This is a genomic window from Pseudomonas sp. AM14(2022), from assembly GCF_036346455.1.
GTDB lineage: Bacteria > Pseudomonadota > Gammaproteobacteria > Pseudomonadales > Pseudomonadaceae > Aquipseudomonas > Aquipseudomonas putida_A.
Map to the genome: position 1 here is coordinate 263399 of NZ_JAOTNY010000004.1, position 16145 is coordinate 279543.

Genomic DNA, 16145 nt, shown 5'->3' on the forward strand with positions numbered 1-16145 from the left:
TAATGGGCCAATACACATCAGTGAAGCCGAACACTGAGCCTGTGGCGAGGGTGCTTGCTCCCGCTGGACTGCGGAGCAGGCCCTTCTTGAAAGCGGGGCCGCTACGCGCCCCAGCGGGAGCAAGCTCCCTCGCCACAGGATCATCGCTGACTGATATGTGATTGGCACAGGCTCTCTTGTGCCGACGCGAACGTCTGCACCGGGCCTTTGGTGGAGCAAATGACGGTTATCGTTAGCTGGCTAAGTTAACCCACCGTTAACAAAAAAGCCCTGCACTTTTTGTTCAGTGCAGGGCTTTGGATCCCGACCTGAAGCGTAGCCTCAATAGCGGTTCGGCTCCATTTCCAGTTCGACATTGAAACGTTCGGCAATATCTTTCTGGATGCGTTGCGCCAGCTCCAGCAATTGCAGACCGGTCGCGGTGCCGTAGTTGACCAGCACCAGCGCCTGCAATTTATGCACGCCGGCATCGGCCTCACGGAAACCTTTCCAGCCAGCGCGCTCGATCAGCCAGCCTGCGGCCAGTTTCATCTGCCCGTCCGCTTGCGCATAAGCCACCAGATCCGGGTGCTGCGCCTTGATCTGCTCGACCAGCGCCGCTGATACCAGCGGATTCTTGAAAAAGCTGCCGGCATTGCCGAGTACCGCCGGATCCGGCAATTTTTCGCTGCGGATACTGCAGATCGCGCGACTGACGTCGGTAGGCGTCGGTTGCTCAATGCCCAGCTCGGTCAGTCGCTGACGCACCGGGCCGTATTCCAGATGCAAGTGGGCAGCTCGATCAAGCTTGAAGCGCACGCGCAGGATCAACCAACGCCCCGGCTGCTGCTTGAACAGGCTGTCGCGGTAGGCGAAGTTGCATTCTTCCAGGCTGAAGTCACGCAGCTCGCCGGTCTGGCGATCCAGCGCGGTCAGCCCGGCGAACACATCCTTGATCTCGACGCCGTAGGCGCCGATGTTCTGCATCGGCGCCGCGCCCACGGTGCCGGGGATCAGGCTGAGGTTTTCCAGACCGGAAAAACCCAGCGCCAGCGTGTGCTGCACGAACGGGTGCCATGGCTCACCGGCTTCAGCCTCGATCACCACGCGGCTGCCGTCATCGCTGATCAGCCGAATGCCACGGCTGGCCATGCGCAGCACCAGCGCGGGGATATCAGCAGTCAGCAGCAGGTTGCTGCCGCCGCCGATCACCAGCAACGGCAGGTCATGGGCAGTTGCATAGGCCAAGGCTTCGCGCACGTCGGCATCGCTGTGGGCCTCGGCGAACAACTGCGCGCGAACGTCGACGCCGAAACTGTTGAACGGTTTCAGCGAAACCTGTGATTGAAGCTGCAAACTCATAACCGGCCCTTCACTTCGATCAACAGTTGGTCACAGGCTGCTTCAATCAGATCCAGTACCTGCTCGAAACCCTGATCGCCGTCGTAGTACGGATCCGGCACTTCATCGACCACACCGGCATAACGGCGCAGGAACAGGTCCAGCTCGGCCTTGCCGGTGGACGGTTGCAGCGCCTTGAGGTTGCGCAGGTTGCTGTTGTCCATGGCCAGAATCAGGTCGTAACTGGCGAAATCGGCACGACTGACCTGCTGCGCGCGTTGCGCCGACAGGTCATAACCACGCACTTTGGCTGCAGCCTGGCTGCGCTTGTCCGGCGGATTGCCGACGTGCCAGTCACCGGTGCCGGCGGAGGCCACTTCGACCTGATCCGCCAGCCCCGCTGCGCGCAGTTTGTGACGCAACACGCCTTCAGCGGTGGGCGAACGGCAGATGTTGCCCAGGCACACGAACAGAACGCGCATCAGGCCTCCAGCAGGCGACGAACGCGCTCGAGGTCTTCAACGGTGTCGACGCCGGTTGGCGGCGCGATCAACGCGTCGGCGACATGAATCCGCACGCCATGCCACAGGGCACGCAGTTGTTCGAGGGATTCAGTGTTTTCCAGCCAGCACGGGCCCCAGCTCACGAAGTCCTGAAGGAACCCGGCGCGGTAGGCGTAAATGCCAATGTGGCGACGGTACGGCACGCCTTCCGGCAACACGTCGCGGCTCTTGGCGAAGGCATCGCGGGCCCACGGCAAGGTGGCGCGGCTGAAGGTCAGCGCCAGACCGTTGAGGTCGCTGACGACCTTGACCACGTTCGGGTTGAACAGGGTTTCGACGTCTTCGATCGGCTCGGCCAGGGTGGCCATACGCGCTTCGGTGTGGGCGGCGAGGTTAGCCGCGACCTGATCGATCACGCTCGGCGGGATCAGCGGCTCATCACCCTGCACGTTGACCACGATCGCGTCCGGCGCAAGACCCAGCTTCGCCGCGACTTCCGCCAGGCGGTCAGTCCCGGAATTGTGATCTTCACGGGTCAGCACCACTTCCGCGCCGAACACTTTGCAGGCCTCGACGATGCGCGCATCGTCGGTCGCGACCACCACACGGCAGGCGCTGCTTTTGCTCGCCTGCTCCCAGACATGCTGGATCATCGGCTTGCCGGCGATATCCAGCAGCGGTTTGCCTGGCAGGCGGGTCGAGGCGTAACGCGACGGGATGACAACGGTGAAAGCAGTGGTCATTTATCCAGACGCTCGTCAGTGGTCAGGGTGCGCGCTTCGCTTTCGAGCATCACCGGGATGCCGTCGCGGATCGGATAGGCCAGACCGGCGCCCTTGCTGATCAGTTCGGTCTTGTCGGCGCTGAGCTTGAGCGGGCCTTTGCAGATCGGGCACGCGAGGATGTCGAGCAATTTGGTGTCCATGAACATTCCCTGGATAAAGAGTTAAGGCAAAAGACGATCGGGCAACAGGCGCATCAGCTGGGTGTCGAACCAGGCCACGAAGGCTGGTGACGGCACGGCATCGACCGCCAGATACCACCAGTCGTCTGCTGCGAAGGCACGGCACTTCACCGCGTCCTTTTCGGTCATCACCAACGGCAATGACGGTGTGAAATTCAAGGCCTGCACGCTGTATTCGGCGTGGTCGGCAAACGCATGGGGGACTGCTCGCCAGTCTAGCGCTTCGAGGGTATTGAAGAAACGTTGCGGATTGCCGATCCCGGCCACCGCGTGCACCGATTGACCGGGCGCAAAATGCGCCAGCGGCTTGCGCGCGCCGCTGCGTAGATTGACCAGTGCGGTCGGTTGCAGGTGAAAGGCAAAACCGTCTTCACGATCCGCAGTGGCACCGTTGAACAGCACGCCATCGACGCTTTGCAGGCGCTCGATCGGCTCGCGCAACGGACCGGCCGGCAGGCAGCGCTTGTTGCCCAAACCACGGGCAGCGTCAATCAGCACCAGCTCCAGATCCCGCGCCAGGCGGTAGTGCTGCATGCCGTCGTCGGAGAGGATCAGGTCCAGCGGCTCACTGGCGAGCAAGGCTTTGACCGCTGCGCTGCGATCAGGGTCGATCATCAGCGGCACGCCGGTGCGCTGTACGATCAACAGCGGTTCATCGCCGGCGATGTCGGCGCTCTGCTCGGCGGTGACCCGCCACGGCAGTTGCGGCGGTTTGGCGCCGTAACCGCGACTGACCACGCCAACCCGCAGACCGGCGCGTCGGCAATGCTCGATCAGCCACAGGATCATCGGTGTCTTGCCGGTGCCGCCGACGGTGATGTTGCCGACCACGATTAACGGCACCGGTGGCTGATAGATCTGGCCTTCACCGTCGAGAAAGCGCTGACGCTTGTTGACCACCACGCGGCGGTAGAGCATTTCCAGCGGCCGCAGCAGCGTCAGGGCCGGATGCCCCTGATACCACGCGGCGAGCAAACGATCGGACAGGCTCATCAGGATTTGGGCGCCGCCTCGACCGTGGTCATGCGCAGATGGCTGAAACCGAGCTTGCCGGCCGCGTCCATGGCAGTGATCACCGATTGGTGTTGGGTCTTGCCATCGGCGCTGATCGACAACGGCATGTTGGTGTCACCGTTGGCTTCTTTCTGCATGGCTTCCATCAGCGTCGCCAGGTCGTTTTTCGGCAGAATCTTGTTGTTCACCGAGAACACGCCTTCGGCGCTGATCGCGACATCCAGTTGCTTGAGCTGCTGGTCTTCGGCGGGCGAACCGCTGACCGATTCCGGCAGATCGACGCGCAACTGTGTCTCGCGGGTGAAGGTGGTGGTCACGACGAAAAACAGCAACAGGATGAACACCACGTCGATCAGCGACGCGAGGTTGATGTCGATCGTTTCCCGGGGTTTGCGACGGAATTTCACGCTTTGTCCCCGGCCAGATCGACGTCACGGTCGCCCTGCACCACTTCGACCAGTTTGATCGCTTCCTGCTCCATGCCCACCACCAGCTCATCGATGCGGCGTTGCAGGAAACGGTGGAAGAACACCGACGGAATACCGACCATCAGGCCCGCCGCAGTGGTGATCAGTGCCTTGGAAATACCGCCGGCCAGGACCGAGGCGTTGGTGGTCATGCCGGAACCGGTGAAGGCGCTGAAAATGTCGATCATGCCCAGTACCGTGCCCAGCAGGCCCAGCAACGGTGACATGGCGGCAATCGTGCCCAGCGCGTTGACGTAGCGTTCAAGCTCGTGAATCACCCGCGCGGCGGCTTCTTCGATGCATTCCTTCATGATCTCGCGACCATGCTTGGAGTTGGCCAGGCCCGCGGCGAGGATTTCACCCAGCGGCGAATTGGCGCGCAATTCCTTGAGTTTTTCTTTATTGAGCTGCTTGTCCTTGATCCAGACCCAGACCTGACCCAGCAGATGCTCGGGGGTGACGCGGCTGGCGCGCAGGGTCCACAGGCGCTCGGCGACAATCGCCATGGCCGCGATGGAACTCAGAATGATCGGCAACATCATCCAGCCGCCGGATTTGACCAATTCCCACACAGTGACAGTCCCCTCGAAAAAGTGCGCCACTTTACCATACCGGTTCGCGATTAAGACCCGCTGCCCCGACGACCTGATGCCACATTCGGCGATCCCGCGATCAATGGTGTTTCAACGCCAGAAACGCCGTTGTTGACGCATCAGCCACGGCGCCTGAAAGCCGCCCAGGCGCAGTTGAATGGCGCCGTGCTGCGCGCTGTCGTAGATGCGCAGCCCTTGCTGGCGATAACGCGCGAGCACCAGCGGGTGCGGATGACCGAACGAATTGCCCTGCCCCCGGGAGATCAGCACCGAATGCGGACGTAATGCCCGCAGCAAAGCCATCGAAGAGGAACTGCGGCTGCCATGGTGCGGCGCTTGCAGCCAGTGCGTCGGCAGCGCCAACGGACTTTCCAGCAAAACCCGTTCGGCAGCCGTGTCGATATCGCCGGTCAGCAGCAGCCGCTCGCCATTGGCCTCGATCTGCAACACACAGGAGCGCTGATTGCTGTCATGGGCCGCCGACCATTGCCACAGCTGAAACCGGACCCCGTCCCACTGCCATTGACGTCCACTTTCACAGGACTCGGCCCGCAGGATGGCGGGCAGCCCCGGCGGATCGCCGCTGATCACCCGCGTCACTTTCAAGCCCCGCGATACCGCCAGCGCACCACCGGCGTGGTCGGCGTCGGCATGACTGAGCAGCATCAGGTCGATGCGCTTGACCCCCAGTTTGTGCAGCGCCGGCAGCACCACCCGCTCCCCCAGATCGAAATCGCCGAAGCGTGGACCGGCGTCGTAGAGCAACGTGTGATGGCGGGTGCGGATCAGGATCGCCAGGCCCTGACCGACATCGAGCTGCCAGACATCGGCCAGTCCAGCGGCCACTCGCTCGCGCGGCGGCGCCAGCAGAATCAACAGCAACGGCCAGCCCAACGGTCGCAACGGCACCCCACGCGGCAACAGCAACAGCAAGGCGCCGAGACTGCCGAGCAGCAAAACCCACCACGGCAGCGACGGCGAGATCCACGCCGGCCAGGCCCCGGCGATCAGCGACAAGCCACGAAACAGCCAGTCGATCAAACCACCGGCCAGCCACAACAAGCCTGCACCGACGTAAGGCACCGGCAACAACAGCGTGCCGAGCAGCGCCGGTGGCAGCACCAGCAGACTGACCCACGGCACCGCGAGCAGATTTGCCAATGGCCCGCTGAGGCTGATCGGCAGGTTCAGCGCCAGCAACACCGGGCACAGACCCAGCGCAATCAGCCATTGCGCGCGGGTCCAGGTCTGCCACCATTTCCACGCACCGAGTCGCCCGCCGAAGGTGAAAATCAAAATCCCCACCGCGGCGAACGACAGCCACAAACCCGGACGCAAACTGGCTAACGGGTCGAGCAACAGCAATGCATCGAATGCCAGCAACAGCGGCCACCACGCGCCGAGATGGCGAAAGCGCAAACGCCACAACAACACCAGCCCGACCATCACGCAGGCCCGTTGCACCGGTACATCAAACCCGGCGAGCAAGCCGTAGCCGAGCGCCGCGGCAAACGCCAGCCCGCAGGCCCATGGCAGCCATGGCCAGCGGAGCGGCCACCAGCCGTAGCGCGCCAGCCCGGCGACCAACAGATAGATGACCGCCGCCAACATCCCGATGTGTTGACCGGAAATCACCAGCAGATGCACGGTGCCGGTGTCCTGCAGGATCTGCCAATCCTCGCGACTGAGCCCGGAGCCGTCGCCGAGCACTAGCGCCGCCAATGCACCGCCCCGGCCTTGGGCATCGACTGCCATCAAGCGCTGACGAATGCTGTCGCGCCATGCCCAGTTTGCCTCGGCCAGGCGCTGACCATCCTTGATCGTGCCGGTCGCGCCGATGCGTTGCGCCAACAGCCAGGCTTCGTAATCGAAGGCGTCGGGATTGAGCAAACCACCGGGGCGCCTGAGCTTCACCGCCAGGCGCCAGCGCTCACCGCTGTTGAGCGGCGGCCCGGCGTACCACGCCAGACGCATCAACGACGGCAATTTTTCGTGTCGCGAGCGGGCATCGGCCAACTCGAACCGCACCACGCCCTCGCTGGTTTGCGGCAAACCGACCACCCGCCCTTCGACCCAACGGGTTTCGCCGTCAAGCGCTTCCGGCAGGCGATCATTCAACGCCCATTGCGCACTGACGCACGCCCAGGTGAAACCGAATAGCAGAAACGCCAGGGGATAGCTGCGAAACGGCAGCAACATCAGTCCCACCAACGGCAACAACATCATCAACCCGACCGGCGGTAAAACCGGCAAAAAAACCGGAACCAGCAGACCGACTGCCAGCGCCATCATCCCTGTGCGCATAAGCCCGTCCTTGAGAGTTCCTGCATTAGGCGTAGCTGGTAGGAAGCCTGCTCGTCGTCAACAATTGTCACAAAGTCTGAATGGGCGCTTCGTAGAATCCAGACATACTTGCCGCCTTAACCGACCGAGAAGCCTTATGCCCCGGCGCTTATTCAAACGTTACATGCCCGATCCGACGAGCATCAGGGAACACAAATCCTTACGCTTTCTCGGCAAGTTGCTGCATGACCCGAACCTCTGGCACCTCAATCGGCACTCGGTGGCCCGGGCGATGGCCGTCGGCCTGTTCGCCGCGTTCCTGCCGATTCCGGCGCAGATGCTGGTGGCGGCGGCACTGGCGATCACCGTGCGCGGCAACATGCCGATTGCCGTCAGCCTCGTCTGGCTGACCAACCCGATCACCATGCCAGCGGTGTTTTTCTGCACGTACCAGACCGGGGCCTGGTTAATGAATGTGCCCGCCCGCACCCTGCCCGATTCGTTGACCTGGGAATGGATCAGCGGGGAGTTGTCGACCATGTGGCAGCCGTTTTTGCTCGGGTCGGTAGTGTGCGGATTGATACTTGGCATCCTCGCCTACTTCACGGTGATGCTGTATTGGCGCTGGTGGGTGGCGCGGCAATGGGCGCGGCGCAAGAAAAGCCGCATGCGCTGAATGCAAAACGGCCTCCGCAGTGGAGGCCGTTTTTTGTAGCGTCTGAATAGGCCCCATCGCGAGCAGGCTCACTCCTACATAGGAACGCGCCCTTCTGTAGGAGTGAGCCTGCTCGCGATGGCAGCGACGCGGTTTCGGATCAGGTCCGCATCCCGCGCCCACTCACCAGCAGCCGCGCACAACCGAGGTACAACACCACCGTCGCCACCAGCATGAAGGTGATCGCGATACCGATGCGGATATCCGACACCCCGAGAATGCCGTAACGGAAGGCGTTGACCATGTGCAGCACCGGGTTGGCCAGCGACACGGTCTGCCAGAACGGCGGCAGCAAGGTGATCGAGTAAAACACGCCACCGAGGTAAGTCAGCGGCGTCAGCACAAACGTCGGGATGATCGAGATGTCATCGAAGTTGCGCGCAAACACCGCGTTGATGAAACCCAGCAGCGAGAAGATCGTCGCGGTCAGCACCACCACAAGGATGGTCACGCCCAGGTGATGCACCTGCAGATGAGTGAAGAACAACGACAGGATGGTCACGATCACCCCGACCATCAAGCCACGCAGCACGCCGCCAATGGTGAAGCCGATCAGAATCGTGTGCGGCGACACCGGCGAGACCATCAGTTCCTCGATGGAACGCTGGAACTTGCTGCCGAAGAAGCTCGAGACCACGTTGCCGTAGGAGTTGGTGATCACCGACATCATGATCAGCCCCGGCACGATGTACTCCATGTAACTGAAGCCACCCATGCCGCCAATCTGCTTGCCGATCAGGTTACCGAAGATCACGAAGTACAGAACCATGGTGATCGCCGGCGGCAGCAGGGTCTGCGGCCAGATCCGCGTGAAGCGTTTGACCTCGCGATAAACGATGGTCTGGAGGGCGACGAGGTTGGGGCGGAACTCGGAACTCATACCGCCACCTTCGACAGATTCTTCTCTACCAGAGACACGAACAGCTCCTCGAGGCGATTGGTTTTGTTACGCAGGCTCAGCACTTCAATATTCTGCTGCGCCAATTGAGTGAACAGCGCGGTGATGCCCATGGATTTGTCGACCTGGACCTCCAGGGTATGGCCGTCGAGCAACCGCGCGGGATAGCCGATCAGTTGCGGCGCGGCGTGCAAGTCGTTTTTCAGGTCGAGCAGGAAGGTTTCGACGTGCAGCTGGCCCAGCAGCTGTTTCATGCTGGTATTCTCGACAATGGTGCCGTGGTCGATGATGCCGATGTTGCGGCACAGCTGCTCAGCCTCTTCCAGATAGTGCGTGGTGAGGATGATGGTGATGCCTTTCTGGTTCAGCTCGGTGAGGAACGTCCACATCGAGCGACGCAGTTCGATGTCGACGCCAGCGGTCGGCTCATCGAGGATCAGCAGGCGCGGCTCATGCACCAGGGCGCGGGCAATCATCAGTCGGCGTTTCATGCCGCCGGACAGCGAACGCGACGGCACATCGCGCTTGTCCCACAGGCCGAGCTGGGTCAGGTACTGCTCGGCGCGTTCCTTGGCGATCTTCGCCGGGATGCCGTAGTAACCGGCCTGGGTCACGACGATGTCGAAAGTCTTTTCGAACTGGTTGAAGTTGAATTCCTGGGGCACCACACCGATCGAGCGCTTGAGCGCGGCGGGGTTTTTGTCCAGGTCATGACCGAAGATATTCACCGTGCCGCTGGTCTTGTTGACCAGGGTCGAGAGAATGCCGATGGTCGTGGATTTGCCGGCGCCGTTGGGGCCGAGCAAGGCGAAAAAGTCACCTTCGGCGACGTCCAGATCGATACCACTCAAGGCCTGGAACCCGTTGCCGTAGGTTTTGGTTAGCTGCCGGATGGACAGAGCGGAACTCATATCGGATTTACGCACCAAGAAGGGAAGAAAAGGAAAGATTGGGCCGGGCGGCGAACAAAACAACCACGGCGCATGAGCGCAATGGTGCTTGCCGCCGCCACACAAGTACAGTCAAGAGTGTCGATAGTTATTATCAAGTCAACGCGGTCATGACTGCTTTCTGATAGGCCGGACGCTGCTTCAGCCGTGCGTACCAAGCCTGCAGATGCGGCTGCGCGGCACGTTCGATGGGCATCTCGAACCAGGCATAAATGAAACTGCCCAGCGGAATATCGCCCATGCCGATTTCGCTGCCGGACAGATATGGCTGGCTGGCGAGGGCCTGATCGGCCATGGCCAGTAGCGCGGTGCATTCCTTGATTGCGGCGTTGATCGCCGGCCAGTCCTGCTGGTCCGCTGGGGTACGCAATACGCCCCAGAATACGGTGCGGAACGGCCCGGCAAAACTCGAGGTGGTCCAATCCATCCACTTGTCCGCGATGGCCCGGGCTTGCAGGTCTGCCGGGTACCAGGCGCTGTTCGGTGCATGCTTGGCCAGCAGGTATCGCACGATGGCATTCGATTCCCATAGCACGAAGCCGTCATCCTCGATCACCGGTACCCGGCCGTTCGGGTTCATCGCCCGGTATTCAGGCGTGTCGACCACACCGAAGGCGCCACCGGCGTCAATCGCCTCGTAGGCCAGGCCCAGCTCCTCGGCGGCCCACAGTGGCTTCCTGACATTCGATGAGTTTTTCCGTCCCCAGATCTTCAGCATGACCGCCTCTTTTCCAATGCGTGGGCAGGCAGCATACGCCGGATCAGACCCGACTCAAATCACTCTGCATATCGCCCAAGACCTTCGCCTGATGTTCGCCGAACAGATGCGGGTAGCACTTTTCCAAGTGCTCGAAGAAGAACCGCTCCGGCACATCGACGAACTGGCCGTGATCGACCAGATATTCCATCAGCAGCGCGCCGTCACGGTTGTACGGGTGGAAAACGCTGTCATTGATCCCGTCAAAGTCCAATGGTGCGACGTTGAACAGTTCGCAGAGTTGCTGGTTGAAGGCCGGCGTGGCCTTGACCCAGCGCTCGTTGAGGAACAGCTCGGTGTAGCCGTGCATGGCAAACACATCGCTGCGCAGCAGTTCCAGCAGACGCGGGGTCGACAGGTGATTCTTGACGTCGGCCAGACCGATGCGTGCGGGAATGCCGCAATGTCGCGCACACCCGGCCAGCAACGTGGCCTTGGGCACGCAATAGCTTTCCCCGGCCGCCAGCGCATGACTGCCGCACAGGGTCTGTGGGTCGAGGCTGAAGGTATACGGGTTGTAGCGCACCGCTTCACGCACGGCGTAATAGAGACTGATCGCCTGCGCGAGCGGGTCGCGGCTGGCACCGCGGTGTTGTTCGGCGAACTCCACCACCGCCGGGTGGTCACTATCGATGAAGCTGCCGGGGCTCAGATACTCGTGCATGACGATGTTCTCCTGGGTGAGCCCCGAGTCTAGCGACAGCTCAAGCACAGAGATAACGACGTTTCGGCCAAACATGCACGCAAAGACGCGGGAGCGGCGAACGATTTCCCACGGGTGTTGCCCACCGAACCTACGAAAACCATCCGGGGTTTCCCACGAGTTCAATCACCATGTTCTGACCACCCCGTTTTACAGATGCCGTCTAAGCTCTGGAGGGTCGGTTTGCCTTGGTTCACGGAGGATTACATATGCTGTTGTTGTGGATACTGGTTCTGATCGTCGGTGTGGCGTATCTCGCCCACCGCCGCATCGCCCCCCTGCCCGCGTTGGGTATCGTCGCCGTATACCTGCTGGCGATGGGCATTTTCAGCCATGCCCCGGGCTGGTTGCTGTTGGTGTTCTGGGTCGTGCTCGCAGCGGTTGCCGCGCCTTTGCTACTGCCCGACCTGCGCCGCAAACACTTCACCGCGCCGCTGTTCAACTGGTTCCAGAAAACCCTGCCGCCGATGTCGCAGACCGAGCGCGACGCGATCGATGCCGGTACCGTCTGGTGGGACGGTGAACTGTTCAGCGGGCGTCCGGACTGGGACAAACTGCTGTCCTATCCAAAAGCGCAACTGAGCAAAGAGGAACAAGCCTTCATCGACGGTCCGACCGAAGAACTCTGCGCAATGGTCACTGACTGGCAGATCGGCCAGTCGATGGATCTGCCACCCGAAGCCTGGAGCCACATCAAGGAGCACGGTTTCTTCGCCCTGATCATTCCCAAGGAGTTCGGCGGCAAGGGCTTTTCCGCTTACGCCCACTCGCAAGTGGCGATGAAACTCGCGACCCGCAGCGGCGACCTCGCCTCCACCGTGATGGTGCCCAACTCCCTCGGCCCGGCCGAACTGCTGCTGCATTACGGCACCGACGAACAACGCAATCACTACCTGCCGCGGCTGGCCCGTGGCGACGACATTCCGTGCTTCGCCCTCACCGGTCCGCTGGCCGGCTCCGATGCTGGCGCCATGCCGGACACCGGGATCATCTGCAAAGGTGAATGGGAAGGCCAGGAAGTCATCGGCCTGCGCCTGAACTGGGAAAAACGCTACATCACCCTCGGCCCGGTCGCGACCCTGCTCGGTCTGGCCTTCAAAGCCTATGACCCGGAGCATCTGTTGGGCGACAAGGAAGATCTCGGCATCAGTCTGGCGCTGATTCCCACCGATACACCGGGTGTGGAAATCGGCCGTCGTCACCTGCCACTGGGTGCCGCGTTCATGAACGGCCCGAACTCGGGCAAAGACGTGTTCATCCCGCTGGACTACCTCATCGGCGGCCAGGACATGCTCGGCAAGGGCTGGATGATGCTGATGAACTGCCTGTCGGTCGGGCGTTCGATTTCGCTGCCGGCAGTCGGCACTGGCGCGGCCAAATTCACCAGTCTGGTGACCGGTCAATACGCGCAGATACGTGAGCAGTTCAACGTCCCGCTGTCGGCCTTCGAAGGCATTCAGGAAGCCATGGCACGCATCGGCGGCAACGCCTGGATGATGGACGCCGCGCGCATGCTCACCGCCAACGCGGTGGATCTGGGCGAGAAACCGTCGGTGCTGTCGGCGATCCTCAAGTATCACCTGACCGAACGCGGCCGCGAGTGCATCACCCACGCCATGGACGTGCACGGCGGCAAGGCGATCATCATGGGGCCGAACAACTACCTCGGGCGCAGCTGGAACGGCGCACCGATCTTCATCACCGTGGAAGGCGCGAACATCCTCTCGCGCAACCTGATGATCTTCGGTCAGGGCGCCATTCGTTGCCATCCGTTCGTGCTCAAGGAAATGGCCCTCGCCGGCCGTGAGGACAAGGAACAGGCACTGAAAGAATTCGATGGCCTGCTGCTCAAGCACATCGGTTTTGCCGTCGGCAACGCCGCCAGCACCCTGGTGCTGAACCTGGGCTTCGGCCACTTCGAACATGCACCCGGGGACAGGATCAGTCAGGGCTACTTCCGCGCACTCAATCGGCAGGCAGCGGCATTTGCCATGCTGGCCGACTTCAGCATGATGCTGCTGGGTGGCGAACTGAAGCGCCGGGAACGCCTGTCCGCACGTCTTGGCGATGTGTTGAGCAACCTGTATCTGGCCTCCGCTGCGCTCAAGCGTTATCACGATCTGGATTCGCCGGCGCATATGGAGCCGCTGTTCCGCTGGGCCATGGAAGAAAGCCTCGGCCAGTCGGAACGGGCGCTGGATGAGCTGCTGAGCAACTTCCCGAACAAAGTATTTGGCTGCCTGCTGCGGATGATCGTGTTCCCGTTCGGCCGTCGCCACAAAGGCCCGTCGGACAAGCTCGGCGCCGAAGTGGCAGCGGTGATCGGTCGTGCCAAAGGCGATCCGACCCTCGAAGAACTGCTCGCCGGCTGCTATCGCCCGCAGTCCGTCGACGATGCCGTCGGTGCCCTGCAACACGCCAGCGATTTGCTGAATGCCGCCCAACCGCTGCACAAAAAACTGCACACCTCGCTCAAGAGCGGTCAGGTCAAACCGGTGGCTGGCGAACACGCCATCGACGCCGCACTGGAGGCCGGGGTGTTGCAACCGCAGGAAGCACAGACCCTGCGCGATGCCGAAGCGGCGCGGCGCAAGGTGATCGACGTCGATGATTTCGACAAGGAAGAACTGAAACAGGCTGAGGGCAAAGTCCGCTGATGCCGACGACCGTGTAGCTGTTTATTTGTGAAAAACGGGCACGAGAGCTTTATACTCCCGCGCCCGTTTTGCTCTTGAGGACTTATCTCGTGTCCAACGTCGTTGCCGATCATCTGGTTTTGCTCGACCATCTGCGCAGTATCCTGGTCGCCGTAGGTGAGGCCGAACAGGTTCCCGAAGAAAGCCATGCCTTGTTCCTGGAGCGCTTTGACGAACTGCTGGCGTCCCTGCCGATCGATCCGATCGAAAGCCAGTACCTGGGCCAGGACATCCTGACCCAAGTGATTACCCGTTATCCGCAAATTGCCCACCTGATTCCACGGGATCTGCTGTGGTTCTTCGCCGGCGACTGCCTGCACTACCTGTCCGATGAAGAAATCGACCTGTATCAGGCACTGGAAGAACGTCGCTACGAGGCCGAACAGAACGACGAACCGTTCGACTGGAATCAGGAAAAACAGTTGCTGGCGATGTCTGCTCAGGACAGCAAGCACTGATTTTCTGCCCGGTTGAGAAAAGGCCCGCATGGTGATTCATGCGGGCCTTTTTATTGTTCGGCGTTTACAACAATCCTTCGCTTTCGGGCAGCTCGTAGGCCATCGCCAGATTATTCGGCGCCCCCGCCTTGCCCGGCTTGCTCAACGTCGGCTCCTTTTCCAGGCACTCCACCAGATAGTCGATGAACACCCGTAGCTTCGGCGGCAGATAACGCGTGGGCGAATGCAGCAACCACAGACCACCGTGGTAGGAAGCGAGGAACGTCCACTCCGGCAACACCTGCACGATCAACTTCTGCTCAAGCGCATAACGCGCGGTGAAGTACGGCAAGCTGCCAATACCAATGTGCTGCAACACTGCCCCGAGCCGCACGCCGGTATGGTTGGCGGCATAGCGGCCACGTACGCCGACGGTCACCGCTTTGCTGCCCTTCTTGAATTTCCAGCGTGCATCGCTCGGGGTTTCCCCCAGATAGATGCAGCTGTGATTGAGCAAGTCATGCGGGTGGGTCGGCGTGCCGTGTTCGGCCAGGTATTGCGGGGTGGCGCAGAGCAAATGGTCGATGGTCAGCAACTGCCGTCCGACCAGCCCGGCCGGCGGTCGATCAGTGATACGAATCGCCAGGTCGACATGATCGTCAATCAAATCAACCTGGCGGTCTTCCAGCAGCAACTCGACATCGACTTTCGGATAACGCCGCAGAAACTCAGGCATGTGCGGATGAATCACGAAACGCCCGACCGCTTTCGGCACACTGACCCGCACCAGCCCTTCCGCCTCGTGGGTGAACTGCCCACTGATCTCCATCACCGATTTGGCGGCGCTGACCATCTCCTGACAGCGCTTGAACACTTCCTCGCCACCGTCACTCAAGCGCAGTTTGCGCGTAGTGCGCTGCAACAAACGCGTGGCCAGGGCTTTTTCCAGGCGGGAAATGCTGCGACTGATCGCCGACGGCGACGAGCCTAGCTGGCGGGCTGCCTCAGAGAAACTGCCGGTCTCCACGACCTTGACGAAGATCGCCATTTCACCGAGCAGTGGCAGCGGAAGATTGATGCTCACAGCGCACAAGTCCTTTGATGTTTGAACGGATTATCACGTTATTGCACGATTCATATAATAAAAACAGACACTTTAATAAGGGCATGGAATATGACGCTTCGCCTCTTTTTCCATAGTGATGACCTCAAGGCTAATGTGGAAGTCCTCGACTGCACGCCCCACGAGAACGAATTTGCCGTGGTGCTGCGCGCCACGTTGTTTCATCCGCAAGGCGGTGGTCAGCCTTGTGACACCGGCATGATCGGCGAAAGCCAGGTGCTGCGCGTGGTGCAGGAACCTGACCGGATAGTGCATTACGTCGATCGTCCGGTAAAACCCGGCATGACCTGTATTCATGTGGATGAACAACGTCGCCGCTACAACACCCGCATGCATTCGGCCGGGCACCTGATCGGGCATTTCGTGCAGGCCATGGGCTGGACGCCGATCAAGGCACACCACTGGCCAGACGAAGGCCGGGTGCAATTCAAGCCGGGCGATGCCGCTCAGGAAGTCGACGCGCCAACCGTTCAACACGGTATCCGTCAGTGGATCGAACACGATCTGCCGCGCCTGACCTCACTGCGCGAAGGCGCGCGGGAAATCGGTTTTGGCGAGCTGCCGGCCTATGGCTGCGGTGGCACCCATGTACGCAGCCTGAAGGATTTGGGCACAGTCACGATCGCCTCGCTTTCGCAGAAGAAAGGCACGTTATCCGTCCACTACAGCGTGGATTAAGCTTCTCGGGCGCTGCTCTGCGCAGCGTCCGACGCCGGGGGAAC

17 protein-coding genes are annotated in these 16145 nt (G+C 61.3%); 4 read left to right on the top strand and 13 right to left on the bottom strand.

The features are described from left to right. Positions 1–321: 321 nt before the first annotated feature. The 8 genes from murB to V3W27_RS10695 form a co-directional block, all read right to left on the bottom strand. Complete coding sequence (murB, locus tag V3W27_RS10660; RefSeq protein WP_330206555.1) at positions 322–1341, bottom strand: UDP-N-acetylmuramate dehydrogenase; 1020 nt, start codon at positions 1339–1341, stop codon at positions 322–324. Beyond that, a complete protein-coding gene (locus V3W27_RS10665) occupies positions 1338–1802 on the bottom strand; it encodes a low molecular weight protein-tyrosine-phosphatase (protein ID WP_007967581.1) in 465 nt (154 codons plus the stop codon). The genes murB and V3W27_RS10665 overlap by 4 nt, the downstream gene beginning before the upstream one ends. Then, positions 1802–2566, bottom strand: a complete 765-nt coding sequence (gene kdsB / locus V3W27_RS10670) for a 3-deoxy-manno-octulosonate cytidylyltransferase (RefSeq protein ID WP_330206556.1) — start codon at positions 2564–2566, stop codon at positions 1802–1804. The genes V3W27_RS10665 and kdsB overlap by 1 nt, the downstream gene beginning before the upstream one ends. Next, positions 2563–2748, bottom strand: coding sequence for a Trm112 family protein (locus V3W27_RS10675; protein ID WP_003174668.1), 186 nt, complete (start codon positions 2746–2748; stop codon positions 2563–2565). The genes kdsB and V3W27_RS10675 overlap by 4 nt, the downstream gene beginning before the upstream one ends. A 21-nt stretch (positions 2749–2769) precedes the next feature. Then, on the bottom strand, positions 2770–3780 hold the full coding sequence (gene lpxK / locus V3W27_RS10680; RefSeq protein ID WP_330206557.1) for a tetraacyldisaccharide 4'-kinase: 1011 nt from the start codon (positions 3778–3780) through the stop codon (positions 2770–2772). Beyond that, on the bottom strand, positions 3780–4208 hold the full coding sequence (locus tag V3W27_RS10685; protein WP_027612340.1) for an ExbD/TolR family protein: 429 nt from the start codon (positions 4206–4208) through the stop codon (positions 3780–3782). The genes lpxK and V3W27_RS10685 overlap by 1 nt, the downstream gene beginning before the upstream one ends. Beyond that, a complete protein-coding gene (locus V3W27_RS10690) occupies positions 4205–4840 on the bottom strand; it encodes a MotA/TolQ/ExbB proton channel family protein (RefSeq protein ID WP_003227083.1) in 636 nt (211 codons plus the stop codon). Before V3W27_RS10690 ends, V3W27_RS10685 begins: the two co-directional genes overlap by 4 nt. 111 nt (positions 4841–4951) lie before the next feature. Further along, positions 4952–7165, bottom strand: a complete 2214-nt coding sequence (locus V3W27_RS10695) for a DNA internalization-related competence protein ComEC/Rec2 (RefSeq protein ID WP_330206558.1) — start codon at positions 7163–7165, stop codon at positions 4952–4954. 136 nt (positions 7166–7301) lie between these two features. On the opposite strand from V3W27_RS10695, the gene V3W27_RS10700 reads away from it, so the two are divergent. Then, positions 7302–7820 (top strand): DUF2062 domain-containing protein, encoded by a 519-nt coding sequence (locus tag V3W27_RS10700; protein WP_330206559.1) that lies wholly within the window; start codon positions 7302–7304, stop codon positions 7818–7820. A 139-nt stretch (positions 7821–7959) separates the two neighbouring features. On the opposite strand, the gene V3W27_RS10705 is transcribed toward V3W27_RS10700, so the two are convergent. From V3W27_RS10705 to V3W27_RS10720, 4 genes are all read right to left on the bottom strand, one after another. Beyond that, positions 7960–8739 (bottom strand): ABC transporter permease, encoded by a 780-nt coding sequence (locus V3W27_RS10705; protein ID WP_027612336.1) that lies wholly within the window; start codon positions 8737–8739, stop codon positions 7960–7962. After that, on the bottom strand, positions 8736–9668 hold the full coding sequence (locus tag V3W27_RS10710; RefSeq protein WP_027612335.1) for an ABC transporter ATP-binding protein: 933 nt from the start codon (positions 9666–9668) through the stop codon (positions 8736–8738). Before V3W27_RS10710 ends, V3W27_RS10705 begins: the two co-directional genes overlap by 4 nt. A 133-nt stretch (positions 9669–9801) precedes the next feature. Beyond that, a complete protein-coding gene (locus V3W27_RS10715) occupies positions 9802–10425 on the bottom strand; it encodes a glutathione S-transferase family protein (protein WP_096794868.1) in 624 nt (207 codons plus the stop codon). A gap of 43 nt (positions 10426–10468) precedes the next feature. After that, positions 10469–11128 (bottom strand): transglutaminase-like domain-containing protein, encoded by a 660-nt coding sequence (locus tag V3W27_RS10720; RefSeq protein WP_330206560.1) that lies wholly within the window; start codon positions 11126–11128, stop codon positions 10469–10471. A 248-nt stretch (positions 11129–11376) separates the two neighbouring features. Between V3W27_RS10720 and V3W27_RS10725 the strand changes: the two genes are divergently transcribed. Beyond that, positions 11377–13824, top strand: a complete 2448-nt coding sequence (locus V3W27_RS10725) for an acyl-CoA dehydrogenase (RefSeq protein ID WP_330206561.1) — start codon at positions 11377–11379, stop codon at positions 13822–13824. Positions 13825–13913: 89 nt separating this feature from the next. Further along, positions 13914–14321 carry a PA2817 family protein gene (locus V3W27_RS10730; protein ID WP_007967565.1) on the top strand — a complete coding sequence of 136 codons (408 nt, stop codon included), beginning with the start codon at positions 13914–13916 and terminating at the stop codon, positions 14319–14321. Positions 14322–14385: 64 nt separating this feature from the next. Here the strand turns inward: V3W27_RS10730 and V3W27_RS10735 are convergent, their stop codons facing one another. Then, positions 14386–15384, bottom strand: coding sequence for a LysR family transcriptional regulator (locus V3W27_RS10735; protein ID WP_025112989.1), 999 nt, complete (start codon positions 15382–15384; stop codon positions 14386–14388). A 90-nt stretch (positions 15385–15474) separates the two neighbouring features. On the opposite strand from V3W27_RS10735, the gene V3W27_RS10740 reads away from it, so the two are divergent. After that, positions 15475–16101 carry a serine-tRNA(Ala) deacylase AlaX gene (locus V3W27_RS10740; RefSeq protein WP_027612330.1) on the top strand — a complete coding sequence of 209 codons (627 nt, stop codon included), beginning with the start codon at positions 15475–15477 and terminating at the stop codon, positions 16099–16101. Positions 16102–16145: the final 44 nt, after the last annotated feature.

Bases quoted from the DNA above. Each gene is read 5' to 3' on its own strand.
- murB (WP_330206555.1), bottom strand. From the start codon at position 1,341: ATGAGTTTGCAGCTTCAATCACAGGTTTCGCTGAAACCGTTCAACAGT.
- V3W27_RS10665 (WP_007967581.1), bottom strand. From the start codon at position 1,802: ATGCGCGTTCTGTTCGTGTGCCTGGGCAACATCTGCCGTTCGCCCACC.
- kdsB (WP_330206556.1), bottom strand. From the start codon at position 2,566: ATGACCACTGCTTTCACCGTTGTCATCCCGTCGCGTTACGCCTCGACC.
- V3W27_RS10675 (WP_003174668.1), bottom strand. From the start codon at position 2,748: ATGGACACCAAATTGCTCGACATCCTCGCGTGCCCGATCTGCAAAGGC.
- lpxK (WP_330206557.1), bottom strand. From the start codon at position 3,780: ATGAGCCTGTCCGATCGTTTGCTCGCCGCGTGGTATCAGGGGCATCCG.
- V3W27_RS10695 (WP_330206558.1), bottom strand. From the start codon at position 7,165: ATGCGCACAGGGATGATGGCGCTGGCAGTCGGTCTGCTGGTTCCGGTT.
- V3W27_RS10700 (WP_330206559.1), top strand. From the start codon at position 7,302: ATGCCCCGGCGCTTATTCAAACGTTACATGCCCGATCCGACGAGCATC.
- V3W27_RS10705 (WP_027612336.1), bottom strand. From the start codon at position 8,739: ATGAGTTCCGAGTTCCGCCCCAACCTCGTCGCCCTCCAGACCATCGTT.
- V3W27_RS10710 (WP_027612335.1), bottom strand. From the start codon at position 9,668: ATGAGTTCCGCTCTGTCCATCCGGCAGCTAACCAAAACCTACGGCAAC.
- V3W27_RS10715 (WP_096794868.1), bottom strand. From the start codon at position 10,425: ATGCTGAAGATCTGGGGACGGAAAAACTCATCGAATGTCAGGAAGCCA.
- V3W27_RS10720 (WP_330206560.1), bottom strand. From the start codon at position 11,128: ATGCACGAGTATCTGAGCCCCGGCAGCTTCATCGATAGTGACCACCCG.
- V3W27_RS10725 (WP_330206561.1), top strand. From the start codon at position 11,377: ATGCTGTTGTTGTGGATACTGGTTCTGATCGTCGGTGTGGCGTATCTC.
- V3W27_RS10740 (WP_027612330.1), top strand. From the start codon at position 15,475: ATGACGCTTCGCCTCTTTTTCCATAGTGATGACCTCAAGGCTAATGTG.